The organism is Polaromonas sp. (genome assembly GCF_049790275.1).
Lineage (GTDB): Bacteria > Pseudomonadota > Gammaproteobacteria > Burkholderiales > Burkholderiaceae_C > Polaromonas.
The window spans coordinates 1-25,199 of record NZ_JBAQYR010000087.1 but is presented as its reverse complement, the minus strand read 5'-3'; the positions used below and the strand labels follow the sequence as shown (position 1 = coordinate 25,199).

Here is a 25,199-nt window from a genome sequence, read left to right as displayed (position 1 = left end):
ATGGATCCATTACAAGGCTTGCAGATCAATCATCATCTGCCGGGTTTTGAGAACCTTCACATCGCAATGGTAGTGCAGCAGCGCGCGCAGCTGGGTTTTGAGTTCAGGCAGGTGGTTGATGCAGGCCTGCACGGTGTCGGTAAATGGGGCATCGTCCCTGAGCGTGTCCTGCAGGTCCAGCCACTGCCGGCCCGGCAGACTGGCGCGATCGTCGTCATGCGCTTCGCGCAAGCCGGCTTCGGCCACCAGCACGTAGCGGGTCTGCGGCTCCAGCGGGGCCAGGGTGACCGTCTGGGCGTCCAGCGTGGGCAGCAGGCCGATGCCCTGCAGCAGGCGCAACTCGAACGCCCGTAAAGCCACCTCCAGCGTGTCAATGTTCTGGCTCGCCAGCAACTGCACCGTGGCGGCATAGGCGTCGAACAACACGGGGTGCGGGTCGTCGCGCGCAAGCAGGCGCATCAGCAACTCATTGAGGTAATAGCCCGACAGCAGGGCATCACCGGTGGGCATGACGTGGCCGCCCTGCCACTCGGCGCTGCGCAACATGCGGATCTCGGCGTCACCGCCAAAGGCGATGTGCAGGGGCTGCAGCGGCAGCAAAATAGGCCGGAAGTTCGAGCTCGGCTTCTTGGCCCCACGCGCCACCAGCGCGATGCGGCCATAGCTGCGGGTGAACACTTCCAGGATCAGGCTGGACTCGCTCCAGTCGTAGCGGTGCAGGACGTAGGCGGGCTCGTCTGAAATGCGCTTTGTCGCCACGTACTGCTCAGCTCAGGCCAACACCACACACGGGACCCAAAATCAAGCAGGGGCCGCGGGTCCGGCTCCGCCGGCCCGCAGGCGCAGCGGCCCCCTCGGGGGGCAGGGAGCTACACGCAGTGAGCGACCGTGGGGGCCACATCACTCATACCCGAATGTCTTGACCCGAGCCTCATCGTCGGCCCAGCCAGACCGCACCTTGACCCAGATCTCCAGGAACACCTTGCCGCCGGTCAGTGCCTCCAGCTCGTGCCGCGCCTCCGTGCCGATGCGCTTGAGTTTTTCTCCCTTCTCGCCAATGATCATACCCTTGTGGCCGTCGCGCTCGACGACGATGGTGGCGGCGATCCGGCGCAATTCGCCCTCCTGCTCGAACTTGTCGATGATCACGGTCGAGGTGTAGGGCAGCTCGTCGCCGGTCAGGCGAAACAGCTTCTCGCGGATGATCTCGGCCGCCATGAAACGCTCGCTGCGGTCCGTCAGCTCTTCGGCGCCATACATCCAGGGCTGTTCGGGCAGGTATTTTTCGCAGATGCCGAAAAGGCGCTCGACATCCTTGGCGTTGTTGGCCGACATGGGTACAAACTCGGCAAAATTGTGGCGCTCCTGCATCTCCTTGAGCCAGGGGGCAATCTCGGCGCGGCGGTGGATCAGGTCGAACTTGTTGGCCAGCAGGATGGCCGGCGTGTTCGCCGGCAGCAGTGACAGCACCTTGGCGTCGGCCTGGTTGAACTGGCCGGCCTCGACCACGAACACGATCAGGTCCACGTCGTTGACGGTGCCAACCACCGTTTTGTTGAGCGAACGGTTCAGCGCGTTGCCATGCCGGGTCTGGAAACCTGGCGTGTCAACAAACACATATTGGGTGGGACCGATGGTGCGCATGCCGGTGATGCGGTGCCGGGTGGTTTGGGCCTTGCGCGAGGTGATGCTTATTTTTTGCCCCACCAAGGCATTGAGCAGGGTCGATTTTCCGACATTGGGCTTGCCGACAATAGCGATCAGCCCGCAGCGCTGGCCTTCGGCTGGCGGCGCGTTGTTGGCCTGCGAGGTCATGGCCTTGGCCAGCATGGCCTCCAGCGCTGTATCCTGCGCGGGCACGGTCGCCTCTGCAGCCCTGGCTGCGCCGGCGGCAGGTGCGGCCGGACGTGCCGGTTTCTTGGGGGTCTTTTTTGCGGAAGTCATGGTGGTCGCCTGTGGGCGGCTGCGCTTGCAGCGCCGGTTTCAATTCAATCGAGCGTTTTTACGTAGGCCAGCATGGCCGCCGCTGCAGCCTGCTCACCGGCGCGCCGGGAGCCGCCAATGCCGCGCTCGGCCCGCCCGTATTCGCTGATTTCGCACTCCACGTCAAAGGTCTGCTGGTGCGCGGCGCCCAGCGTGCCAACCACACGGTAAATAGGCAGGTTCATTTTGCGGCCCTGCAGCCATTCCTGCAACTCGGTCTTCGGGTCCTTGCCAATGGCCTGCATGTGCGGGTTGATTTCGACGTCCTGGAACAACCGGCGCACCAGCCGGTCGGCGTGGTCGAAACCGGCGTCGAGGTAAACAGCGCCTATCACCGCCTCCAGCGCATCAGCCAGGATGGACGGGCGCTTCTGGCCGCCCGACTTGGCCTCGCCTTCACCCAGTCGGATGAGTTGCGGCAGGCCGAGCTGGACCGCCAGCTTGTGCAGGGTGTCCTGCTTGACCAGGTTGGCACGCACCCGCGACAAATCACCCTCGGGTAACTCGCTCAACCGCTCGTAGAGCAGGCCAGCTACTGCGAGGTTCAGAACGGAATCACCCAGAAATTCGACACGCTCGTTGTGATCGGCCGAAAAACTGCGGTGGGTCAAGGCCTGCTGCAGCAGGCGGGGGTTGGAAAACTCATGCTCCAGACGCGTTTGCAACGCCTGCAGGTCGGGGCTCAAAAGGGAACTTGCACGCACTTACTTGGATCGGCCCGTGTATTTGAGCAGCAGGTAGGCTGGTCCACCAATATGAATTTCCCGGTTGTAGGCGAAACTGACGGTGACCTTGTCTCCGTTTTTTCCGACTTCGAGGTCTTTGCCACTGATCGATTTGATGTCGTCGATTTGCGCAGCTTTATCGAATATCGTTCGCACCTCGGCCACCGTGCTGCCTTCCGCGGCCTTGTTGGCCGCCTTGGTGATGGCCTGGAACTCAACCAGCGTGGGGAACACCTGGGCCGCAATCACGCCGGCGAAAGCCAGCACCCCACCCACGAACAGGATGCCGATGAAAGAAATACCGCGTTGCCGATTTTTCATGTGGTTCCCCAGCTGTTGTTAGTTAATTGCACCCGTCCGTTCTGCCCCTGTCATGCCGACACGGCCAGTCCGGCTCCCCCCTCAGTCAACCTTGCCAATGCGTTTAAGGTTACCAAAATTCATCCAGACAAAAAAGGCTTTGCCGACGATATTGGCTTCCGGCACAAAACCCCAATAACGCGAGTCCAGCGAGTTGTCGCGGTTATCACCCATCATGAAATAGTGCCCCTCCGGCACCTTGCAAACCACGCCCTCGCTACTGTAACGGCAATTTTGCCGATAGGGGAAGTCGGCCGCACCGGCAATGAAGGCCGGCCGGTCTTCGTCATTGAGTATCCGGTAGGACTTGTTGTTACTGGTTTCCTGAAACTGTTTTGCATAACGCAGGGCATCTTCGTCAAAGAAATCAGGCAATGCCACCTTGGGCACGGGCTTGCCATTGATGCTGAGCTTTTTGTTCAGGTAGGCCACTTCGTCGCCGGGTACGCCCACCACCCGCTTGATGTAGTCCAGGCTGGGCTGGGGCGGGTAGCGGAACACCATCACATCGCCGCGCTGGGGACTGTTGTTGTTGATGACCTTGAGGTTGATGACCGGTAACCGCACGCCATAGTGGAATTTGTTGACCAGAATCAGGTCGCCCACCAGCATGGTCGGGATCATGGAGCCCGAGGGGATTTTGAACGGTTCAAACAGGAAAGACCGCAGCAGAAACACCACCACAATGACCGGGAAAAGCCCGGCGGTCCAGTCCAGCCACCAGGGCTGCATGATGACCCGGGCCCGGGCTTCCTCGATATTGCCGTCAACCTGGCTGATGCCCCTGGCAGCCAGTTCGCTGCGGCGTCGGGCCGCCTCCTGCGCGATGATTTCAGCCGCCTTGCGGCGTTGGGGCCAGAAGTAAAACTTCTCGGCCAGCCAGTAAAGGCCGGTCACCACGGTCGCAAGGAAAAGCAGCAGGGAAAAGTTGCCTTCCACCATACCCAGATACCAGGCGCCGCCGTAACCAACGAACAGCATCAGCACCAGCGCGGTGAGCGTACTCATGAACCCCAGCATTATTCTTCTACCTGCAGGATGGCCAGGAAGGCTTCCTGGGGAACTTCGACCGAACCGATTTGTTTCATGCGTTTTTTACCCGCTTTTTGTTTTTCAAGAAGCTTTTTCTTGCGTGAAATGTCGCCACCGTAACACTTGGCAATCACGTTCTTGCGCAGCGCCTTGATTGTCTCACGCGCAATAATGTTGGCCCCGATGGCGGCCTGGATCGCCACGTCGAATTGCTGGCGGGAAATGATCTCGCGCATTTTGGCCACCACCGCCCGGCCGCGGTAGGCCGACTGGCTGCGGTGGACGATGATGGACAGCGCATCGACCTTCTCGCCGTTGAGCAGGATGTCCACCTTGACCACGTCGGACGCCCTGAATTCCTTGAACTCATAGTCCATGGAGGCATAACCGCGGGAGACGGACTTGAGCTTGTCGAAGAAGTCCAGCACGATCTCGCCCAGCGGCATTTCATAGGTCAGCATGACCTGTTTGCCGTGGTAGGCCATGTTGAGCTGGATGCCGCGCTTGAGGTTGGCCAGCGTCATGACGGCGCCCACATAATCCTGCGGCATATAAAGATGCACGGTCACGATCGGCTCGCGGATCTCGGTGACCCTCCCGGCGTCGGGGATCTTCGACGGGTTTTCAACCTTGATGACCGTACCGTCGGCCTGGAGCACTTCGTAGACCACGCTGGGCGCGGTGGTGATCAAGTCCTGGTCGAACTCACGCTCGAGCCGCTGCTGGACGATCTCCATGTGCAGCAAGCCCAGAAAGCCGCAGCGGAAGCCAAAGCCCAGTGCCTGGCTGACTTCCGGTTCGTAATGCAGGGAGGCGTCGTTGAGCTTGAGTTTTTCCAGCGCGTCGCGCAGCGAGTCGTATTCGCTGGCTTCCGTCGGGTACAGGCCGGCAAACACCTGGGGCTGGATTTCCTTGAAGCCGGGCAAGGCTTCTGTGGCCGTTGCCGCCGCACCGCCGGTACCTGATTTGACCAGAGTGACCGTATCGCCGACCCGGGCCGCCTGCAACTCCTTGATGCCCGCAATGATGAACCCCACCTCGCCGGCCTCCAGCGAGGCGCGGGGCTCGGTATGCGGTGTGAATACCCCCAGTTGCTCGGCGTTGTAGGTCGCCTCGCTGGCCATCAGCTTGATGCGTTCGCCCTTGGCCAGCCGGCCGTCGACCACACGCACCAGCATGACCACGCCCACGTAAGCGTCGTACCAGCTGTCCACAATCATCGCGCGCAAGGGCCCATCCGGATTGCCCTGGGGCGGCGGCATCCTGGCAATCACCGCCTCCAGGATTTCGTCGATGCCCATGCCGGTCTTGGCGCTGCAGGGAATCGCGTCTGTCGCATCGATGCCGATCACGTCTTCAATTTCCTGCTTGGCGTTTTCCGGGTCGGCCTGCGGCAAGTCCATTTTGTTGAGCACCGGAACCACCGTCACCCCAAGGTCGAGCGCGGTGTAGCAGTTGGCGACGGTCTGCGCCTCAACACCCTGGCTTGCATCAACAACGAGCAGCGCACCCTCGCAGGCGGACAGCGACCGGCTCACTTCATAGGAGAAGTCCACATGGCCGGGCGTGTCGATCAGATTGAGGTTGTAAACCTGGCCGTCGAGTGCCTTGTATTTGAGCGCGGCGGTCTGCGCCTTGATGGTTATCCCACGCTCTTTTTCCAGATCCATGGAATCCAGAACCTGCGCACTCATCTCGCGATCCTGCAGCCCACCGCAGCGCTGGATGACGCGATCAGCCAGCGTGGATTTGCCATGATCAATGTGCGCAATGATCGAAAAATTTCTGATGTGATTCATCAAAGGGGACGCCTAAGTGCTTGAAAGTATTGCGAAGACATCGCAGTCAATTCGCGATAGCCATAAAAAAGGGCGCGTCACTTGTGACGCGCCCTGAACCAACAATCTATGGCAACTGCGATAGTTGGAAGCTTCATTGTAGGCAAAAAGCCGACCACGCATAGCCTCGAAATTGCCAAATTTTTCTCGTTGCAAGGCTGCAACATGAATTTTATCCACAACTTATTCACAATTTTAACTGAGAGCCTATGGACAACTTGTGGGTGATCTGTGGATCAGCAATGAATCGTGCCAATTCATGCAACAGGACAGATTTTTGAACGCTTGATATATCCGAATGATCCGGAATACTCTTTCCATTCTACCTAAACACGTCCTTAGGCAGAATTCAATGTTAGTGTTCACAAACATAATTTAACCCGGCGTTGAGAAATATTTTTTGTAAGCGCCAACGCAGCAGCAGTTGAAACACCCCCCCCCAACCCGGCGGGGTATGAGGGTTTCAAGGGCAATAGACACGAGGGAGCACTGCGCGCCCCATGCAACGTCAGCGTGTCGGGCGGATCAGCGCATATTGCGCAATGTCGCCACGCCGGAACAGGACGTTGACTACTTTGCTCTTGTCGATACGGGCGAGCACCGCTTCAAAATCCTTGACGTTGGCGACCTCCGTATTGGCAATCGCAAGAATAACGTCACCTTCGCGCAACCCGGCCCGGGCTGCAGAACCTTCGCTCGCATCCACCTTGACACCGCCTTTGATCTTGAGTTCCTTCTTCAGCGCCTCGGGCAGTTCGCTGACCACCAGGCCTATCGCCTGTGCCGGGCCCGCAACCGGCGGCTTGCTCTCGGGCGTTCGTGCCCTGCGCACCGGTTTTTCTGCCTCAACCTCTGCAATCGTCACATTCAGGTCGCGGGTGGTGCCGCGCCTGAACACCGTGATGGTCGTTTTGGTACCGGGTTTCACATTGCCCACCATCCGCGGCAGGTCGGTCGCCCTGTCGATCGCCCTGCCTTCAAATTTGGTGATGATGTCGCCCGCCTCAATACCGGCTTTTTCAGCGGGTGATCCGGCCTCGACACCGCGCACCAGCGCACCTTGCGGTTTGCCCAGCCCGATGGACTCCGCCACATCCTTGCTGACCTGGTCGATCTGCACACCGATGCGGCCACGCGTCACCCGCCCATTGGCGCGCAACTGGTCCGCCACACGCGTGGCTTCGTCGATCGGAATGGCAAACGAAATGCCCTGGAAGCCGCCGGAACGCGAGTAGATCTGGCTGTTGATACCCACGACCTCTCCGCGCATATTGAGAAGCGGGCCGCCCGAATTGCCGGGATTGATTGCCACGTCGGTCTGGATGAAAGGCAGGTAGTCGCCCGTGTCGCGCTGCTTGGCGCTCACAATGCCGGCCGTCACGGTGTTCTCCAGACCAAAAGGCGAGCCAATCGCCATCACCCATTCACCCACCTTCAGGCGCGTGATGTCACCGATTTTCACAGCCGGCAAGCCTGTCGCTTCAATCTTGACCACGGCCACATCGGTGCGCTTGTCCGTCCCGATGATCTTGGCCTTGAACTCGCGCTTGTCCGTCAGCGTCACCAGCACCTCGTCGGCGCCTTCAACGACATGGGCATTGGTCATGACCAGTCCGTCAGTCGTCAGGATGAAGCCCGAGCCCACGCCGCGCGGCTGGTCTTCGTCCGGCTGGCCACCGTCAGGCCGCGGCGCCCGCGGCATGTTAGGCGGCACCGGAATGCCGAAGCGCCGGAAAAACTCCAGCATCTGTTCGTCGGCACTGCCTGCTGCACCTGCCTTGACTTTTTCCAGCGTCCGGATGTTGACAACGGAAGGCCCTACCGCTTCGACCAGCTCGGTGAAGTCCGGCAGGCCCCTCACCTGGGCAACAGCCGGCGCGACAGGCATCAGGGCGACCCCCAGAGCCAGCATGCCCGCTGCGAGGCAAGAACGACCTTGTTTCCAATTCAATGTACGCATCATCAGCCTTTGAAAAAATGTCGAAAAAGAGGAAAGGAAAATGCACGGCAAATCAGGCATCGGAAGCCCGGCAGGTGGCGGGAGCCGGACACCGGCTAGCCACACCCGCAAATACGAATGCTGCCGAGATGGGGCACTATTTCTTGCGTTCAAGGCCATCGGCAAACAGGCCCAGGGTGGCCATGGGCACCTCACCCATCACCGTCAGCCAGTAAGCGTCGACCCGCCGGGTCAGCGATTGCGTGGCACCCAGGGACATCCTGGACTCCTTGAGATGCCGCTCTGCATCAAAAGACTCGACAAAAATCGACACCGACGCCAGCCCGTCCGAAAAAACCCATTGCATGGGATCACTCCCGGCCCGGCCAGCCAGCGGACGTTTGTGGCATCCCATGGACTGGAAGCCGGGCACCGGCGTTTTGAGCATCCATCCTTCTGCACTGGCTGTGGTTTTGACGAGGCCCGACTTCTCGATCCTGTAGCCATCGACTCTGGCCATCATTTGCACCAGCTTGTCGAGTTTGACCGGAGCATCCAGCTGCAGCTCTGAAAAAGCCGCCTGCTCGAGCACCTTGCCGTCTGCGTCCAAGGTCTGAAGCTTGATGACCATGCCCTTCTTCTGCTCCGCCCAGACGCGGTAACCAAAACGCATCGTATCCCGGGGAATCAAGGCGACGATGTCAGCCTCCAGACCCGCTACCCGCTCGCTACCCTCTTGCCGGGCAGTATAAAAGTCGGCGATATGGCTATCGGTGGATTTAAGCAGTTGGGGAAACAGGCCCAGCGACTCCTGTTTCTCCGCGCGCACCACTTTCTGATCCGGCATGAAGGTCACCACCTTGTCGTTGTGCCGGAAAATGGTGCGCGGTGCGCCGGTCAATGTCTCGACTTTTTCAAGCTGCTGCGTCCCATCACAGACATGCCAGATCCTGGCGCTGGACATCGCGCCGCCGGAAGACACCACAAACGTACCCACATAAGAGCGGTTCCTGGAGGCCTCGTGCATGCGCATCAGCCAGTCGTTGATGTTCCTGGGCTCCGCAGGGACGCCGGACGCCGCTGTTGCAACTGGCGGCGGCGTCTGGGCCGCTGCGCCACTGGCAGCGGCCAGCGCAAAACCCATCAAAGCCAGAAGGCGAAAAAGCTTGGATCTCATGGGATGAACCAGCATGTCATTGCGGGCCGTGCCACATCAACGACGCTCGCCTTGAGGCAATTCAAATGTGGCGTTTCGCAGAAAACCGGACGGCACCTGCAAGGCCGATGCTCCACCGAACTGCTTGTGGGCAGCCAGCAGCTCCTGCATCCGCGCATCGCGCACCATGGTTCCCTGCCCTGACACCACCAGCATTTGCTGGGCAGAGGGCTCCGAGCGGGCCAGTTGCGGCGCATTCGATGGCGACAGAAGGCCAGTTCCGGCATTCCAGGCAATCGCCGCGACGGCAGCGATGGATGCAAACCCCGCCACCAGCTTCCAGGGAAAGCTGGCATCGTTCGCTGCTTCGCCAACAGCCCGGCCGGCCAACGCCGGCACGTCCAACGCAGCCGGCGCTTCAATAAAAGCCGGCTCCTGGCTCAAACGTGCGCGTAGCCGTGCGACGAAAGCCGTATCCCCCGCATGCGCCGTCAATTCCGGCGAGCGCAAAATATCCCCGACAAGATGGTAGGCATTCCAGCTGTCAAGTGCCTGTGCATCAGCCTCGCACACGGCCAACGCGCTTGAGAAGTCGTCGCCCACCAATTGGCCGTCCGCCAGGGCAGATATCAATTCACGATGTTGCGTTATTGTCGATGTCATGGTGTCCAGGGCAGTTTGTATCTGCCGGTTTCAATCAGTTGCTCGGGCTGCCAACGGCGTGGTGGTACTTGTCAATTTGTGTTCCGGTGTCACTCTCACCATGCGCCACTACCAGCGCTTGCCGGTCTGATTTTCCAGCAAGGGCTTGATTCGCGCTGAAATCGCTTCCCGGGCGCGAAAAATACGGGAGCGCACAGTGCCAATCGGGCAGTTCATCGCTTCAGAAATCTCTTCATAGCTCAGACCTTCAATTTCCCGCAAAGTGATCGCCTGACGCAACTCCTCAGGCAAAGCCTCCATCGCCGCGTTGACCATCTGCGCAATCTCCTTGCCGGCCAGTACAGCTTCGGGTGTCTCTGAACTCATTAGTTCATTTTCCAGCGGGGAAGTTTCATCGCTTTCATCGCTTTGGCCGGATTTGAAGGAATTCTCGGAGACCGTCGGATCGCGTTTGAGTTCCATCAAGGCTTTCTTGGCGGTGTTCACGGCGATCCGATACAGCCAGGTGTAGAACTGGGCCTCGCCCCGGAACTGGGCAAGCGCGCGGTAAGCGCGGATAAAGGTTTCCTGGGCGATGTCCTCGACGAGGTCCACGTCACGCACCATTCGGCCGATCAGGCGCTGGATGCGGCGCTGGTACTTGATAACCAGCAGCTCAAAGGCCTTCTGGTCACCCGCAACTGAGCGTTCGACCAGCATTGCATCGCTGTCACTGGCCCTGGCGGGCTCCTGCACACGTTCGTCGACAGTGCTCATGGACCGGTACGCCGGGGTGGCTCTGCTGAAAAATCTGCAACAACAACGGCGCTGGCAAGGATATCCGACGGCACCGTTGTACCGGCGGGTGCGGATCGCCGGCGCCGCGAATGGACAGCACGGCGCAAATCCAGCCAGCGCTCAGGCATGGCAGACCGGCTGGCCCAGAGCCACAAGGTGGCGTGGTCATGGTTCTCCAATCGGAGCAACAGGGAGCGCTGGAGGTCCAGCGCAACCGCGAGGTGACGCGCTGGCGTGCCCGACTGGTAGCCCCGGCTTTCCCAACACCAGTCCTGGCCGTCCCAACGCAACTGGCCCGCAGGCGAATTCTTCCATCCCAGGCCGATGGCGAGACCAACGGTCAGCACCGCCGTCAGCATCACCCACAGTCGCCAGTCAACATGTTGTGCCGCCCACCACCACAACACCAGCACAGCCACGCCGGCCGACCAGAGGCCCAGCAGCGCGAAACCCTGAAAATGCGAACGCCCCATCGGGTAAGTAACCGGCGGGGCGCTATGCATGGTCAAGACAGTAAGTAACTGGAATAGGACTTGCAGCCAGGCAAATAGAGGGAAAACATCAGATCCGCTTGAACACCAGCGTTCCGTTGGTGCCGCCAAAACCGAAGTTGTTTTTCACAGCCACGTCTATTTTTGCGTCGCGCGCGGTGTTCGCGCAGTAGTCCAGATCGCACTCGGGATCCTGATTGAAAATATTGATGGTCGGCGGAATCTTCTGGTGGTGCAGGGCCAGCACGGTAAAGACTGACTCGATGCCACCGGCGCCACCGAGCAGGTGCCCTGTCATGGACTTGGTCGAACTGATCACCAGGTTTTTGGCGTGGTCGCCAAACGCGGCCTTGATGGCATTGGTCTCGTTCAGGTCACCAGGCGGGGTCGAGGTACCGTGCGCATTGAGGTATTGGACATCGCCGGCATTGACGCCAGCGTCTTTCAAGGCCATGGCCATGGAACGGCGCGGGCCATTCACGTCAGGCGTGGTCATGTGATAGGCGTCACCGCTCATTCCGAAGCCGACAACCTCGGCGTACATCTTCGCGCCACGCGCCCTGGCGTGTTCGTACTCTTCAAGCACCATCACACCGCCGCCCTCACCGAGCACAAAACCATCCCGGTCCTTGTCCCAAGGGCGTGAGGCCGTCTTCGGATCTTCGTTGCGGGTCGACAATGCGCGGGCTGCCGCAAAACCACCTACCCCCAGCGGTGAAACCGTGGCTTCAGCACCGCCGGCCACCATGACGTCGCAATCACCATGCTCGATCATGCGTGCCGACAGGCCGATGGCATGCAGACCGGTGGTACAGGCCGTCACCACGGCAATATTGGGGCCTTTGAAGCCGAACTTGATCGACACATGTCCGGAGATCATGTTGATGATGGAGGCCGGCACAAAAAACGGGGAAATCCGGCGCGGGCCGCGGTTCATCAGCTCGGTATGCGTCTGCTCGATCATCGGCAGGCCGCCAATGCCCGAGCCGATGTTGCAGCCGATGCGCGTCGCCAGCTCCTCGCTCAGCGCATCGCCCGTGGGTAGGCCGCTGTCGGCAATCGCCTGGCAGGCCGCTGCCAGGCCCAGGTGAATGAAGCGGTCCATGTGCCGGGCTTCTTTTTCAGGGATGTAATCCGTGATGTCGAAACCCTTGACCTCACCTGCAAATTTGCATGCGAAATTGCTTGCATCAAATTGCGTGATCAGGTCAATGCCGGGCGTTCCGGCCAGCAGGTTGGACCAGGAGTCGGCCACGGTGTTACCCACCGGGCTGACACACCCCAGACCTGTCACAACGACGCGACGACGGCTCATGCGCAAATCCTGAAGAAAGTCCCGAAAGACCGTGGGAGGCCTTTCGAGCGGGCTGAAAAAAGACCGGGGTCTTTAGGCTTTTTGATGAGTGTTCGCGTAGTCAATCGCGTTCTGGACCGTGGTGATCTTCTCCGCATCTTCGTCGGGGATCTCGATGCCAAACTCGTCTTCCAGAGCCATGACCAGTTCTACGGTGTCAAGCGAGTCAGCGCCCAGATCGGCCACAAAGGCTTTTTCGTTGGTGACCTGACCTTCTTCCACGCCAAGTTGCTCGGCAATGATTTTCTTAACACGTGCTTCGATATCGCTCATAGTTCCCTCTGAGGGTTGTGAATTAATCCGTGATTTTAGCGTTGTTGGGGTTGATTCCCTAACCCGCCAGCCGGACGGATAAAACCCGGCTTGTGGTCCGGTGCCTGCAGGCTGCATGCGTCACCATTATTCATGATCCTGGTGACACGAGGCATGCCGGCAGCCGCCGGATGGTTTACATATACATCCCGCCATTGACGTGAAGCTCCTGCCCCGTGATGTAACCCGCCTGCGGGCTCGCCACAAAGGCTACCGCGTGTGCAATGTCCTGCGGTTTGCCCAGGTGGCCCAGCGGAATCTGGCCCAGCAAGGCTTTTTGCTGTTCTTCGGGCAATCCGGCGGTCATGTCGGTTTCGATAAACCCCGGAGCCACACAATTGACAGTGATATTGCGGCTGCCAAGTTCACGTGCGAGTGCACGCGTCATCCCGGCCACGCCGGCTTTGGCTGCCGCATAGTTGGCCTGCCCTGCATTGCCTGACGCGCCGACCACCGAGGTGATGCTGATGATGCGGCCATAACGCTGCTTCATCATGATGCGCATCACGGCGCGGCTCATGCGGAATACAGCTTTCAGGTTGGTGTCCAGCACCGCGTCCCAGTCTTCGTCTTTAAGACGCATGGCCAGCATGTCGCGCGTGATGCCGGCATTGTTAACCAGCACCTGCAGGCCGCCATGCTCCTTGACGATGCTGTCGATCAGCGCTTCCGCCGCTGCCGCATCGTTCACGTTGAGGTTTTTTCCGGCACAACCAGGAAAGGCCGCCAGCGCCTGGCCGATCTTTGCAGCGCCATCGTCGGTGGTGGCGGTGCCGACCACTTTCAGGCCACGTTGCGCCAGTTCAAGTGCGATAGCGGCGCCGATGCCGCGCGAAGCGCCGGTGACCAGCGCAACCTGTCCTTCGAACCTGATATCGCTCATACAAGTATCTCCCTGGTTTGCGCCAGACTGGCGGGATCGAACATGGCGACACCGGTCAGGTCAGTGTCGATGCGCTTGACCATGCCGGCCAGCACCTTGCCAGGGCCACACTCGACGATGGTGGTGATGCCGCGCGCCTTGATGGCCTGCATACATTCCACCCAGCGCACCGGACCGAAGGCCTGCTCGTACAAGGCCGCACGAATGCGACCGGGATCGGTTTGGACCGCAACTTCGATATTGTTGATCACGGGAATCTGCGGCGGCGCAAAAGCTGTAGCAGCGAGTTTTTCCCTCAGTTTGTCGGCAGCGGGCTTCATGAGACTGGAGTGAAACGGCGCCGACACCGGCAACGGCAGAGCGCGCTTGGCGCCGTTGGCCTTGAGCACCTCACAGGCTTTTTCCACCGCAGCCTTGCTACCAGCAATCACGGTCTGCATGGGGTCGTTGAAATTCACGGCCTCGACCACTTCGGCCGTTCCCAGGCCAAAGGTGCGCACAGCTTCGGCGCAGCCTTCAATGACTTTAGCGGCCTCCATGCCCAGAATCGCCGCCATGGCCCCCACGCCCACGGGAACAGCTTCCTGCATGGCCTGGGCACGAAAACGCACCAGCGGTGCAGCCTGGGCAAGACTCAAAACACCGGATGCCACCAAAGCGGAGTATTCACCCAGGGAGTGCCCGGCAACCACAGCTGGCGCAACGCCAGTCTCAGCCATCCAGGCACGGTATGCCGCCACACCGGCCACCAGCATCACTGGCTGTGTGTTGGTGGTCAGGCCTAAAGTCTCTTTCGGCCCCTGGCTGATCAGTTGAGCCAGGTCCTCACCGAGCGCGTCAGAGGCCTCGCGTAACGCCTCCCGCACGGCCCGGTGATCACCCCAGGCGTCAAGCATGCCGACAGCCTGCGAACCCTGTCCGGGAAAAACAAAAGCAAAAGGTTTCATAGAAATATCAATAAAAACAGCCTTCCACCCTTAAAGGATGGGCGCAAGCTGCTATAGATTCAGGAGTACCGCACCCCAGGTGAAGCCGCCGCCCACCCCTTCGAGCAGCAGCGTCTCCCCTTTTTTGACCTTGCCGCTGCGCACCGCCACGTCGAGCGCCAGAGGAATGGAGGCAGCGGAGGTGTTGCCGTGCTGGTCCACCGTGACGATCACCTTGTCCATGGCCATCTTGAGCTTCTTCGCGGTGCTCTGCATGATGCGGATGTTGGCCTGGTGGGGAACCAGCCAGTCAATGTCGCTCTCCTGCAGGCCGGCTTTGGCCAGGGTCGCACGCGCCGCATCTTCAAGAACACCCACAGCCAGCTTGAACACGGCCTGTCCGTCCATCTTGAGCAGCGGATCACCCAGCACCTTGCCGCCGGACACGGTGCCCGGCACACACAAAATGCCGACGTGTTTGCCGTCCGCATGCAGGTCGCTGGCCAGGATGCCGGGCGTCTGGGAAGCCTCCAGCACCACGGCACCGGCGCCATCACCAAACAGCACACAGGTGGTTCGGTCGGAAAAATCGAGAATGCGCGAAAACACCTCGGCGCCAATGACCAGCGCCTTGCTGGCTGAACCGGTCTTGATCATGGCATCGGCAATGGTCAATGCATACACGAAGCCGCTGCAGACCGCCTGCACGTCAAACGCCGGACAACCGGCGATGCCGAGTTTGTTCTGCAGGATGCAGGCTGCCGAAGGGAACACCATGTCGGGCGTCGAGGTGGCCACAATGATCAGGTCAATATCGGCAGCTTGCAGTCCGGCGGCCTGCAGCGCATTTTTGGCGGCTTCGACCCCGAGGTCGCTACTACAGACACCGGGCTCGGCAAAATGGCGGGCCCGGATGCCGGTGCGCTCGACAATCCAGTCGTCAGAGGTTTCAACACCTTGCGTCGCCAGCTCTGCAGCCAGTTCGGAATTGCTCAGGCGACGCGGCGGCAGGTAGCTGCCCGTACCGGTGATACGTGAATAGGGACTCATGAAATAACTCAGTGTGCGGCAGTAGGAGCGGCAAGTTCGATAGGCGCCGAAGCGGCAGGCATTTCTGCTGATGCCGCCTCCGCGGTTGCCAGCAGCGGCGCCGCGTGGGCGATGCGCTCTCTCACCTTGTCCAGCAAATTGTTGCGAGCTGCATCATAAGCCCGATTCAAGGCCTGTTCGAAAGCGAAGGCGTCGGCCGAACCGTGGCTCTTGAATACCAGTCCGCGAAGCCCCAGCAAGGCTGCACCGTTATAACGTCGGTAATCCATGCGATTTTTAAGCGCACTTAGAACCGGATAGGCCATGATGGCAGCGGTTTTTGTAAAGATGTTGCGTGAAAATTCTGCCTTGAGGAACCCGACAATCATCGTCGCCAAGCCCTCGCTGGTTTTCAGCGCCACATTCCCCACAAAACCGTCGCACACCACGATATCTGTTGTTCCCTTGAAAATATCGTTACCCTCGATATTTCCAAAAAAGTTCAAATCACCGGAGTTGCCGGCAGATCGCAGCAATTCACCAGCTTTTTTGATGATATCGTTGCCTTTGATGACTTCTTCACCAATGTTGAGCAAGCCTACCGAAGGGGTGTCGTTGTGCGTGAGCACTGAAACCAGCGCCGAACCCATGACGGCAAACTGCAGCAAGTGCTCGGGGGTGCAGTCCACATTGGCACCAAGGTCCAGCACGGTGGTCGCCTCGCCCTTGGCATTGGGCATCAGCGCGGCAATCGCCGGCCGATCGATCCCTTCCAGGGTTTTGAGCAGGTAGCGGGCAATCGCCATCAGTGCGCCGGTGTTGCCGGCAGAAACGGCCGCCAGGGCAACGCCCTCTTTCACCTGCGTGATGGCCACGCGCATGGACGAGTCTTTTTTGCGGCGCAGGGCGACCTCGATCGGGTCGTCCATGGCCACCACCTCGGAGGCGGCGACCACCTGGCAGCGCGGATGGGTCTGGAGCCTGGAGAACTGCGCCTGACCTGACAGGGCAGCAGGCTGACCCACCAGCAAAATTGCAGCCTCAGGATGGCCGTCCAGGAAGGCCAAGCTGGCCGGTACGGTGACCGACGGGCCGAAATCCCCGCCCATGGCGTCGACAGCTATCCTGATCATGGCAGGACCGGTGCAGTCAGATAATGGGAATTCAACAAAACAAAGGCCCGCAGGATGAGTGCGGGCCGGTTGTTAAAGCGTGAAATTACGCTTCGGATTTTGTTTTCAGCACCTTGCGGCCACGGTAAAAACCGGTGGGGCTGATGTGATGGCGCAGGTGCGTCTCACCGGTGGTGGATTCGACAGCAATGCCCGGAACGGTCAAAGCGTTGTGCGCACGGTGCATGCCGCGCTTGGAAGGTGATTTTTTGTTCTGCTGGACGGCCATGATCCGCTCCTGAGGGGGTATAGGTTGGTAAATTACGCTGCAAGCCTCCACGAGGGATGCGGCGCCAAGCCTTTGATTATAGCCTGATACGGCCCATTTTTCCAGTTGCCCTCCGCCCAGACAGTCTGAGGGAGTATCAGGAAGGACCTGGGAGCCAAAGAGGCTGAAAGTCTTACTTGCCCTTTTTCAGCTGGGCCAGGGCGGCAAAGGGATGGGGTTTGGCTTCTTCCTGGCCGTTCAATTCACTTTCTCCAGCACTGAATACCGGTGTCACGGGACAGGTTTCGTGCATGGGAACCAGAGGCAAAGCCATCAGCAATTCGTCTTCCAGCACGGCCAGCAGGTCGAACTGCGGCGTCATCACCAGCAAATCCTCTTCAGACTGGTCATCCTCGGCCAGGGCAATGTCTTCATCGGCAACAAAGCGGTACCACTGGTCCACCTGCAACGCTTCGGGCACCGCGCCCATGCAGCGCTGGCAGGTCAGCGGCAGCGTTGCCTGGGCCTGCAGATGCAGCCATACCTCGTCTTCAGCGCCAGCACGAGGGCGCAACTCGGCCCTGGCCTGCCAGCTGACAGACAAATCGGGCTCCTGCGCATGCAGCTCCTGCGCCAGGCGCTCCATCGCTGATAGCGGAGTCATCTCGATGAGAGGCTTTCCCTCCTGGGCAAATGCCTGCATATTGAGGCGCTGGGCATGAAGATGTCTGGACATGCAGGCAGTGTAAGAGAATCGAAGCATGAACCCTGCACCTTCCCCGGATGCCCGCACCGGCATCTCCCCCATGACGGCACGCCGGCTGATCCTGGGCTCGACCTCACCCTACCGGCGTGAACTGCTGCACCGTCTGCAGACGCCTTTCGAAGTCGTTTCGCCTGATGTAGACGAAAGCCCGCAGCCCGGTGAAGCCCCGGCGACGCTGGCCCGGCGACTGGCCCTGGCCAAGGCCAGGGCGGTGGCCACCAACTTCCCGGATGCGGTGGTGATCGGCTCCGACCAGGTCGCCGACCTTCACGGCCAGCCGCTTGGCAAGCCCGGCAACCATGCCAATGCCGTGGCCCAGTTGCGCCGGATGAGCGGCCGAAGCGTTGTGTTCCAGACCGCTGTCGCCGTGGTGTGCCTGCAAACCGGGTTTGAGCAAACCGACCTGGCGGCCGTGAAAGTTCAGTTCCGCACGCTCAGCGATGGGGAAATTGAAAACTACTTGCAGGCCGAACAGCCATACGACTGTGCCGGCAGCGCCAAAAGCGAGGGCCTGGGCATCGCCTTGCTCGAAGCCATTGAAAACGACGACCCGACCGCACTGGTCGGCCTGCCTCTGATCCGGACCTGCCGTATGCTCCGGGCAGCAGGCATCGCCCTGCTGCCGGCGCGCCAGGAGCCAGCATGACAGCCGCCCCCAAAGGGAGGCTTTACCTGGTTCCCGCACCGCTGGATTTCGGCTGCGACACGCAGGCACCCCTGCAGGACGTGATGCCGCTGGGCACGCTGCAGGTCGCTGCCAGCCTGTCCTGCTGGATTTGTGAAAACGCCAAAAGCACACGCGCCTACCTCAAACGGGTGGGCGAGGTGTTGCCGCTGAAACAGCCGGTGCAGGCGCAGCAAATCCAGGAGTTGCCGCGCGAAGTGCACAAGAAAGGCGACCACGGCGGCAACTTCGACGCCAGGCCCCTGCTGGCGCCTGCCCTTGCCGGCCAGGATATGGGCTTGATCAGCGAAGCCGGCATGCCGGCGATTGCCGACCCGGGCTCGTCGGTGGTGCGCGCCGCGCATGACCTGGGTCTGCAGGTGCTGCCGCTCACGGGACCGATGTCGTTGATGCTGGCACTCGCCGCCAGTGGCCTGAACGGCCAGAACTTCGCGTTTGTCGGCTATCTGCCGCAGGACGGCGGTGACCGCAACCAGCGCATCCGTGAACTCGAATCACTGGCGCTGAAAACCGGCCAGACCCAGATTTTTATCGAAACGCCCTATCGCAACACCGCCCTGCTGCAGGCGTTGCTGCAAACGCTGCAGAACAACACGCGACTGTCCCTGAGCTGCGGCTTGACTCTGGGCTCGGGCTGGTCACACAGCGCCCCGGTGAACGCATGGAAACGCGACAAGCCAGTTGCACCGCTGGCCTTGCCCGGAGTGTTCTGCATAGGCCGATAAAACTGCCGGCACAGCAAAAAGCCCGCTTGCTGCGGGCTTTTTGCCTGGGGACCGGGAAAAGAACCAGCCTAGTGAATCGCAGGAATCGTTTTCAGCGTCCGGATCGCGCCCGCACCAATCGCAGCACCGAATTTCTTGGCCAAACGCTCGGCCACGTTTTCACGGCGCGTGTAGTCGATGATTTCTTCGGTCTTGACCACCTCACGCGCGACATAGTCGAGCGTGCCCAGCTGGTCGGCGAGGCCCAGTTCAACCGCCTGCTGGCCGGTCCAGAACAAACCGCTGAACATTTCAGGTGTTTCCTTCAGGCGCTTGCCGCGTCCGTTTTTGACGGCCGTGATGAACTGCTGGTGAATCTGGTTCAGCATGGTCTGGGCATAGGCGCGCTGCTGTTCGGTTTGCGGGCTGAACGGGTCCAGAAAGCCCTTGTTTTCACCGGCCGTCATGAGCCTGCGGTCCACGCCCAGCTTCTCCATCAGGCCGGTAAACCCAAAGCCGTCCATCAGCACGCCGATACTGCCGACAATGCTGGCCTTGTCCACAAAAATCTTGTCGGCCGAAGCGGCGATGTAATAGGCAGCCGACGCGCAGGTTTCTCCCACGACGGCATACACCGGCTTGTTGTGCTTGGCCTTGAGGCGAACAATTTCGTCGTTCATCATGCCGGCCTGCACCGGACTGCCACCGGGGGAGTTGATCAGCAGCACCACAGCTTTGGCGCCTTCGTCCTCAAAGGCAGCGCGCAGTGCAGCGTTGACAAACTCCGCACTGGCATCGGCGCCGTCGGCAATTTCTCCCTTGATCTCGACCACCGCGGTATGCGGCACGCTGACATTGCTGGTGGCCGCACCGCGGGACAGCGCAAACCAAACGAGAAACACAAAAAATGCCAGCCAGGACAGGCGTACAAAGGTCTTCCAGCGGCGCGTGGCTTTTTGCTCATTGAGGGCGGCAAACGCCAGTTTCTCCAGCGTTGCACGCTCCCAGCCGGGAGCCAGGTCGGCTCCGGCACTGCGGCTTGCTATGTTTTCTGGAGCGGTCTGCGCCCGTCCTCCAAGGGCTGAAGCCCGATCTGGATTGAAATCGGGGGTGTCGGACGGTTCGGTACGGTTTGAATCATTCATAAGGGATAGTTTAGAACTCCACGGTTTTAAGTTTGTAGGACGTGTGCCAGAAAACAAGGCCGTCCTCTTCAGAAACATCAATGACGACCAGCCCGCCTTGGCAGGGGCCACCGCTGCATTCGCCGGTATCGGGCCGGTAGGCTGCCCCGTGGCTGGCGCACAGCAGCCACTGGCCACTGTCGTCAAACACACGGTTCGGCTGCCAGTCGAGCTCCATCGCCACATGGGTGCAGCGGTTCAGGTAAGCGTGTGGCTGTCCTTCGAAGCGGACGGCAAAGGCGCGGCAGGTCTGGCCCGCATAGTTGACGTCGAAGGGCACGGCATCGCCGCCGTCGACCAGGTCAGCGGCCAAACAAAGGGCGATCAGCGATTCATCCATTACAAAACACATCCACCCGCAGCGACAGGCGTGGGACGCCCGGCGCATACGAAGTGAAAAGCCCGGGGCCCCGGTCCTCACCAGCCAGGGCCGCGGATCCGGCTCTGCCGGTCCGCAGGCGCAGCGCCCCCCCGGGGGGCAGTGCAGTACACGAAGTGACAAACGTGGGGGCCATATAGCTAGGCGTTACCCGCCAGCCAGTCAGCCAGGTCCTGCACGGTATGTGCAACAAAACGGGGTTTCAGTGCACTGAAACCCGCGGTGTCGTGTGCACCGTAACTCACCCCGACACTGGCGCAGCCGGCGTTGAGCGCCATCTGCAGGTCGTGCGTGGTGTCGCCAATCATCAATGTGCGCTCCGGATTTACGCCAAACTCCTCCATCAACTCGTGCAGCATGCGCGGGTGCGGCTTGCCGGCGGTTTCATCGGCAGTGCGCGAGCCGTCAAAACGGTTTTTGAGCTCCACGGCCTGCAGCGCTTCATCCAGCCCGTGCCGGCTTTTCCCGGTCGCGACGCTCAGCAGGTGGCCCCGCGCCTTGAGCGTGTCCAGCAGAGGCAGCACACCTTCAAACAGGATGATGTCGTTCTGGTGGCCGATGTAGTGGTGGCGGTAGCGCGCGCCGAGCTCGGGGTATTTTTCCGGCGGCACGTCGGGCGCGGCGTGGGCCAGCGCCTGCATCAGGCCCAGGCCGATGACATAACCGGCCGCCTCGTCCGTGGGCACGGTGCCGCCCACGTCGCGCACCGCCGCCTGGATGCAGCGCACGATGATTTTGGTGGAATCGAACAGCGTGCCGTCCCAGTCGAAGGCAATCAGGTCAAAGTTCAGCGGACGTGGCATGGGCAATAAAGCTCTCAAGATCAGGGGGGAGCGCGGCCAGCAGATCAATGCGTTTGCCGCTGGACGGATGGGTGAACTTTAACCGCCAGGCATGCAGAAACATGCGCTTGAGGGACACACCGCCGGCTTCTTTTTGCAAGGCTTTGTTCAGTTCGAAATCACCGTATTTGTCGTCACCGGCAATCGGATGGCCGGCGCTGGCCAGGTGCACACGGATCTGGTGCGTGCGGCCGGTCTTGATGGTGACTTCCAGCAGGGTGTAATCGCGCCCGGCGATGCCCAGCGCAGAACCGACCTTGACCAGCGTGACCGCGCGCATGGCGTCCGGGTGCTCCTTGTCCACCACCCTGACACGGCGTTCGCCGTCCGGCAAAAGGTATTTCTGCAATGGCGCGTCCAGCACTTTTTTGTTGCCCGGCCACGCGCCCGCCACCAGCGCGAGGTAAATCTTGTCGGTTTCGCGCTCGCGAAACTGTTCCTGCAGGTTTTTCAGGGCCATGCGTTTTTTGGCCACCAGCAAAATGCCGCTGGTCTCGCGGTCCAAGCGGTGCACCAGCTCGAGGAACTTCGCCTCCGGCCGCGCCATGCGCAGCTGTTCGATCACGCCGAAAGCCACCCCGCTGCCGCCGTGCACGGCCACGCCGGCCGGTTTGTCGATCGCCAGCACGTGTTCGTCCTCGAACAGGATGGGAAACTCACGCGAAGGCGCATGACCTCCAACTGTGGAGGCCGCGCCGTGCCGGGCCACTTCCACCGCCATGGCCCGCGCCTTGTCGTCGGCCCGCTCCGAGGTTCGCACCGGCGGCAGGCGCACGACGTCGCCGGCTTCCACCCGGGTGTCGGCCTGCACCCTGCCCTTGTTGATGCGCACCTCGCCGCTGCGGATGATGCGGTAGACATGGGTTTTCGGCACGCCCTTGAGCTGCCGGATCAAAAAATTGTCCAGGCGCTGGCCCGCAAAGTCGGCATCCACCGTCACCAGCGTGGCTTGCGGCGCGGCTTTGCCGGCCGGATCTGCCGCTTTTTCGGGCAACGCCGGCAAGGCTGGCACTGGGGTGGGAGAGGCTGCGCGGACAGCCACTGCCGCCGCCGGGGGTTTACCCGGACGCCGTGTTTTGGCTGAACCTGCGCCTATAATGTGTTTCACTAGCGACAAGCTGTAAGTGGTTGATTTGTCTGGGAGTTTAGTCCACACACTCATCAAGCCACTGCCAACAGCCTTGCTGGAAGGTCGATGCCACTGGCGGCAAATGTCCGCAAGCGCACGGTGCCAGGCACCCCGCGGCGGAAATATGCAGTGCAGACGAGTCGACGTTACGCGAACACAACTACGGAATACGATGTGTTCAGCCCCGCGGGCTGGACACGGATCCAGGTGAAATCTGGTCTTTATATGGGTAGCCTCTTGACAACACTGGCAGCACTGATTTTTTTATGCCTGCGGCGCCTTCTGGCCCCGTTTTCAGGCATAAATCAGCCGCCAGCCCTTGTCCTGCGGGCGCAAGCAGCTACTGTTTTGGTAGCAAACACCTGTCAGACCCCGGCTCACCCCATCCACGCGCCTACGCCCAGACCGCTCAGCTGACTGATTTTTTCAGTCGCCATGGCGCGTCAAAAGCTCTCCGGCAATTCCCCACGTTTGCGCAGCGTCTGCTCCGGCATCGTTTGCCCATTTTTTTGGGCAGTGATGTACGAAGTGACAGAAGAACGAAGGAAACCCCATGAAACGCATGCTGGTCAATGCCACCCAGTCGGAAGAACGCCGCCTGGCCATCGTCGACGGACAGAAACTCCTCGACTACGAAATCGAAATTGAAGGGCGCGAACAGCGCAAGGGCAACATCTACAAGGCCGTCGTGACACGCGTCGAGCCCTCGCTCGAAGCCTGCTTTGTCGACTACGGTGAAGACCGCCACGGTTTTCTGCCGTTCAAGGAAATCTCCAAGCAGTACTTCGCCCAGGGCGTGTCGGTCAGCCAGGCGCGCATCCAGGACGTGATCCGCGAAGGCCAGGAAATCCTGGTCCAGGTCGAAAAGGAAGAACGCGGCAACAAGGGCGCAGCCCTGACCACCTTTGTCTCGCTGGCCGGCCGTTACGTGGTGCTGATGCCGAACAACCCGCGCGGCGGTGGTGTCAGCCGCCGTATTGAAGGCGAAGACCGGGCCGAGCTGAAAGAAAACATGGACCAGCTGGAATACCCGGCCGGCTCCAGCATCATCGCCCGCACCGCCGGCATCGGCCGCAGCGCCGCCGAGCTGCAGTGGGACCTGAACTACCTGATCAAGCTGTGGACCGCGATTGACGGTGCCGGCAAAGGCGGCAAGGGCGCTTTCCTGATCTACCAGGAATCGAGCCTCGTCATCCGCGCGATCCGCGACTACTTCAATAGCGACATCGGCGACATCCTGTTCGACACCGACGACGTCTACGAGCAGGCGCGCCAGTTCATGGCCCACGTGATGCCCGAGCACGAGCACCGCGTCAAGCGCTACCGCGACGACGCGCCGCTGTTCAGCCGCTTCCAGATCGAGCACCAGATCGAGTCGGCCTACGCCCGCACCGTGCAGTTGCCTTCGGGCGGCGCCATCGTGATCGACCACACCGAGGCCCTGGTGTCGGTGGACGTCAACTCGGCGCGTGCCATCAAGGGCGGCGACATCGAGGAAACCGCGACACGCACGAATCTGGAAGCCGCCGACGAAGTCGCGCGCCAGATGCGCCTGCGTGACCTGGGCGGCCTGATCGTCATCGACTTTATCGACATGGAAGAGTCGCGCAACCGCCGCGACGTTGAAAACCGCCTGCGCGATGCGCTGCGCCAGGACCGCGCGCGTGTGCAGTTCGGCACCATCAGCAAGTTCGGCCTGATGGAAATGAGCCGCCAGCGGTTGCGGCCTGCGTTGTCAGAAGGCGCATCCATCCCCTGCCCGCGTTGCGGCGGCTCCGGCCATATCCGCGACACCGAAAGCTCGGCGCTGCAGATCCTGCGCATCATCCAGGAAGAATCGCTGAAAGACAGCACGGCCTCGGTGCTGTGCCAGGTGCCGGTCGATGTCGCGTCTTTCCTGCTCAACGAAAAACGCTCCGAGATCGCCAAGATCGAAATGAAGCAGCGCATCAACGTGCTGCTGGTACCGAACAAGACGCTGGAAACACCGAACTACAAGCTCGAGCGCCTGAAACACGACGACCCGCGTCTGGACAACATCGAGGCCAGCTACAAGATGGCCGACGAGATGGAAGACCCGACCACGGTCACCCGCCGCAGCCAGGAAAAACACAACAAGCAGGAACCCGTGATCAAGGGCGTGCTGCCCGACGCACCCGCACCGATTGCTGTGCCCAAGCCCGCACCGGTGGCAGCGCCTGCAGCTGCAGCCCGGCCTACACGCCCGGTTGCCGCGGCTCCCGCTGAAAAAAGCTTCTTTGCAAAACTCAAGGAATTTTTTGTGGGTGCGGAAACGGCACCTGCCGCTGCAGCGCCGGCCAGGGAAGCCAGGAAAGACGAACGCGGCGAAGGCCGGCGTGACGAACAGCGCGGCGAACGGGGTGAACGCAGCGAGCGCGGTGAACGCGGAGGCCGTGACGGCCGCCGTGGTGGCCGTGGCGGCCGCGGCGAGGGCCGTGCCGAAGGCCGTCCGGACCAGCGCGGTGAACGTGGCGAGCGCGGTGAAGGCCGCGGTGGCGAGCGCCGTGAACGCAATGCCGATGGCCGGGCAGAAGGTGCCCGCCAGGAGCGTCCCGCCGGTGAAGCACGCGGCGAGGGCCGCACCAACGAAGCCCGCCCGGAACGCGCACAGCGCCCTGAAGGTCAGGCCGACGGCGAAGGC

The 25,199-nt window shown here is 60.9% G+C and carries 26 protein-coding genes; 3 read left to right on the top strand and 23 right to left on the bottom strand.

What is annotated here, in order from left to right; genetic code table 11:
- Positions 1 to 9: 9 nt before the first annotated feature.
- From recO to WA904_RS11350, 19 genes are all read right to left on the bottom strand, one after another.
- On the bottom strand, positions 10 to 759 hold the full coding sequence (gene recO / locus WA904_RS11440) for a DNA repair protein RecO (RefSeq protein WP_425197245.1): 750 nt from the start codon (positions 757 to 759) through the stop codon (positions 10 to 12).
- Between the two features lie 141 nt (positions 760 to 900).
- The gene (era, locus tag WA904_RS11435; protein WP_425197281.1) at positions 901 to 1,830 is read right to left on the bottom strand and encodes a GTPase Era; all 930 of its coding nucleotides are present in this window, start codon (positions 1,828 to 1,830) and stop codon (positions 901 to 903) included.
- A 158-nt stretch (positions 1,831 to 1,988) separates the two neighbouring features.
- Positions 1,989 to 2,669: a ribonuclease III gene (gene rnc, locus WA904_RS11430; RefSeq protein ID WP_425197244.1), complete on the bottom strand. Its 681-nt coding sequence runs from the start codon at positions 2,667 to 2,669 to the stop codon at positions 1,989 to 1,991.
- A gap of 18 nt (positions 2,670 to 2,687) precedes the next feature.
- Positions 2,688 to 3,029: a DUF4845 domain-containing protein gene (locus WA904_RS11425; protein WP_425197243.1), complete on the bottom strand. Its 342-nt coding sequence runs from the start codon at positions 3,027 to 3,029 to the stop codon at positions 2,688 to 2,690.
- An 81-nt stretch (positions 3,030 to 3,110) separates the two neighbouring features.
- Positions 3,111 to 4,088 (bottom strand): signal peptidase I, encoded by a 978-nt coding sequence (lepB, locus tag WA904_RS11420; RefSeq protein ID WP_425197242.1) that lies wholly within the window; start codon positions 4,086 to 4,088, stop codon positions 3,111 to 3,113.
- Positions 4,088 to 5,899 (bottom strand): translation elongation factor 4, encoded by a 1,812-nt coding sequence (gene lepA, locus WA904_RS11415; RefSeq protein WP_425197241.1) that lies wholly within the window; start codon positions 5,897 to 5,899, stop codon positions 4,088 to 4,090. The genes lepB and lepA overlap by 1 nt, the downstream gene beginning before the upstream one ends.
- A gap of 547 nt (positions 5,900 to 6,446) precedes the next feature.
- Entirely contained in the window at positions 6,447 to 7,898 is a 1,452-nt protein-coding gene (locus WA904_RS11410) for a DegQ family serine endoprotease (RefSeq protein ID WP_425197240.1), read from the bottom strand.
- A gap of 136 nt (positions 7,899 to 8,034) precedes the next feature.
- Positions 8,035 to 9,054 (bottom strand): MucB/RseB C-terminal domain-containing protein, encoded by a 1,020-nt coding sequence (locus WA904_RS11405; RefSeq protein WP_425197239.1) that lies wholly within the window; start codon positions 9,052 to 9,054, stop codon positions 8,035 to 8,037.
- A 36-nt stretch (positions 9,055 to 9,090) separates the two neighbouring features.
- Positions 9,091 to 9,696, bottom strand: coding sequence for a sigma-E factor negative regulatory protein (locus WA904_RS11400; protein WP_425197238.1), 606 nt, complete (start codon positions 9,694 to 9,696; stop codon positions 9,091 to 9,093).
- 108 nt (positions 9,697 to 9,804) lie between these two features.
- Entirely contained in the window at positions 9,805 to 10,452 is a 648-nt protein-coding gene (rpoE, locus tag WA904_RS11395) for an RNA polymerase sigma factor RpoE (protein WP_425197237.1), read from the bottom strand.
- Complete coding sequence (locus WA904_RS11390; RefSeq protein ID WP_425197236.1) at positions 10,449 to 10,976, bottom strand: hypothetical protein; 528 nt, start codon at positions 10,974 to 10,976, stop codon at positions 10,449 to 10,451. The genes rpoE and WA904_RS11390 overlap by 4 nt, the downstream gene beginning before the upstream one ends.
- A gap of 58 nt (positions 10,977 to 11,034) precedes the next feature.
- Positions 11,035 to 12,279 (bottom strand): beta-ketoacyl-ACP synthase II, encoded by a 1,245-nt coding sequence (gene fabF, locus WA904_RS11385; RefSeq protein ID WP_425197235.1) that lies wholly within the window; start codon positions 12,277 to 12,279, stop codon positions 11,035 to 11,037.
- Positions 12,280 to 12,351: 72 nt separating this feature from the next.
- Positions 12,352 to 12,591, bottom strand: coding sequence for an acyl carrier protein (acpP, locus tag WA904_RS11380; protein ID WP_007873885.1), 240 nt, complete (start codon positions 12,589 to 12,591; stop codon positions 12,352 to 12,354).
- Between the two features lie 175 nt (positions 12,592 to 12,766).
- Entirely contained in the window at positions 12,767 to 13,513 is a 747-nt protein-coding gene (gene fabG, locus WA904_RS11375; protein ID WP_425197234.1) for a 3-oxoacyl-ACP reductase FabG, read from the bottom strand.
- Entirely contained in the window at positions 13,510 to 14,460 is a 951-nt protein-coding gene (fabD, locus tag WA904_RS11370; protein WP_425197233.1) for an ACP S-malonyltransferase, read from the bottom strand. Before fabD ends, fabG begins: the two co-directional genes overlap by 4 nt.
- Before the next feature lie 51 nt (positions 14,461 to 14,511).
- Positions 14,512 to 15,489, bottom strand: a complete 978-nt coding sequence (locus tag WA904_RS11365) for a beta-ketoacyl-ACP synthase III (RefSeq protein WP_425197232.1) — start codon at positions 15,487 to 15,489, stop codon at positions 14,512 to 14,514.
- An 8-nt stretch (positions 15,490 to 15,497) separates the two neighbouring features.
- Positions 15,498 to 16,601: a phosphate acyltransferase PlsX gene (gene plsX / locus WA904_RS11360; RefSeq protein ID WP_425197231.1), complete on the bottom strand. Its 1,104-nt coding sequence runs from the start codon at positions 16,599 to 16,601 to the stop codon at positions 15,498 to 15,500.
- Between the two features lie 85 nt (positions 16,602 to 16,686).
- A complete protein-coding gene (gene rpmF / locus WA904_RS11355) occupies positions 16,687 to 16,869 on the bottom strand; it encodes a 50S ribosomal protein L32 (protein ID WP_096669354.1) in 183 nt (60 codons plus the stop codon).
- 172 nt (positions 16,870 to 17,041) lie between these two features.
- Positions 17,042 to 17,584: a YceD family protein gene (locus tag WA904_RS11350; RefSeq protein ID WP_425197230.1), complete on the bottom strand. Its 543-nt coding sequence runs from the start codon at positions 17,582 to 17,584 to the stop codon at positions 17,042 to 17,044.
- Positions 17,585 to 17,609: 25 nt separating this feature from the next.
- Between WA904_RS11350 and WA904_RS11345 the strand changes: the two genes are divergently transcribed.
- Both WA904_RS11345 and WA904_RS11340 read left to right on the top strand, forming a co-directional pair.
- A complete protein-coding gene (locus WA904_RS11345) occupies positions 17,610 to 18,260 on the top strand; it encodes a Maf family protein (protein ID WP_425197229.1) in 651 nt (216 codons plus the stop codon).
- Complete coding sequence (locus WA904_RS11340; RefSeq protein WP_425197228.1) at positions 18,257 to 19,024, top strand: SAM-dependent methyltransferase; 768 nt, start codon at positions 18,257 to 18,259, stop codon at positions 19,022 to 19,024. The genes WA904_RS11345 and WA904_RS11340 overlap by 4 nt, the downstream gene beginning before the upstream one ends.
- A gap of 68 nt (positions 19,025 to 19,092) precedes the next feature.
- Here the strand turns inward: WA904_RS11340 and WA904_RS11335 are convergent, their stop codons facing one another.
- The 4 genes from WA904_RS11335 to WA904_RS11320 all read right to left on the bottom strand — a co-directional run bounded on the left by WA904_RS11335 (position 19,093) and on the right by WA904_RS11320 (position 22,570).
- Positions 19,093 to 20,148 (bottom strand): S49 family peptidase, encoded by a 1,056-nt coding sequence (locus WA904_RS11335; protein ID WP_425197227.1) that lies wholly within the window; start codon positions 20,146 to 20,148, stop codon positions 19,093 to 19,095.
- Positions 20,149 to 20,158: 10 nt separating this feature from the next.
- Entirely contained in the window at positions 20,159 to 20,527 is a 369-nt protein-coding gene (locus tag WA904_RS11330; protein ID WP_425197226.1) for a Rieske (2Fe-2S) protein, read from the bottom strand.
- Positions 20,528 to 20,706: 179 nt separating this feature from the next.
- Complete coding sequence (locus WA904_RS11325) at positions 20,707 to 21,369, bottom strand: HAD family hydrolase (RefSeq protein WP_425197225.1); 663 nt, start codon at positions 21,367 to 21,369, stop codon at positions 20,707 to 20,709.
- On the bottom strand, positions 21,347 to 22,570 hold the full coding sequence (locus WA904_RS11320; RefSeq protein ID WP_425197224.1) for an RluA family pseudouridine synthase: 1,224 nt from the start codon (positions 22,568 to 22,570) through the stop codon (positions 21,347 to 21,349). Before WA904_RS11320 ends, WA904_RS11325 begins: the two co-directional genes overlap by 23 nt.
- Positions 22,571 to 23,090: 520 nt before the next feature.
- Here WA904_RS11320 and WA904_RS11315 point away from each other — a divergent pair.
- The coding region (locus tag WA904_RS11315) for an Rne/Rng family ribonuclease (RefSeq protein WP_425197223.1) at positions 23,091 to 25,199 on the top strand (2,109 nt) is incomplete at its 3' end.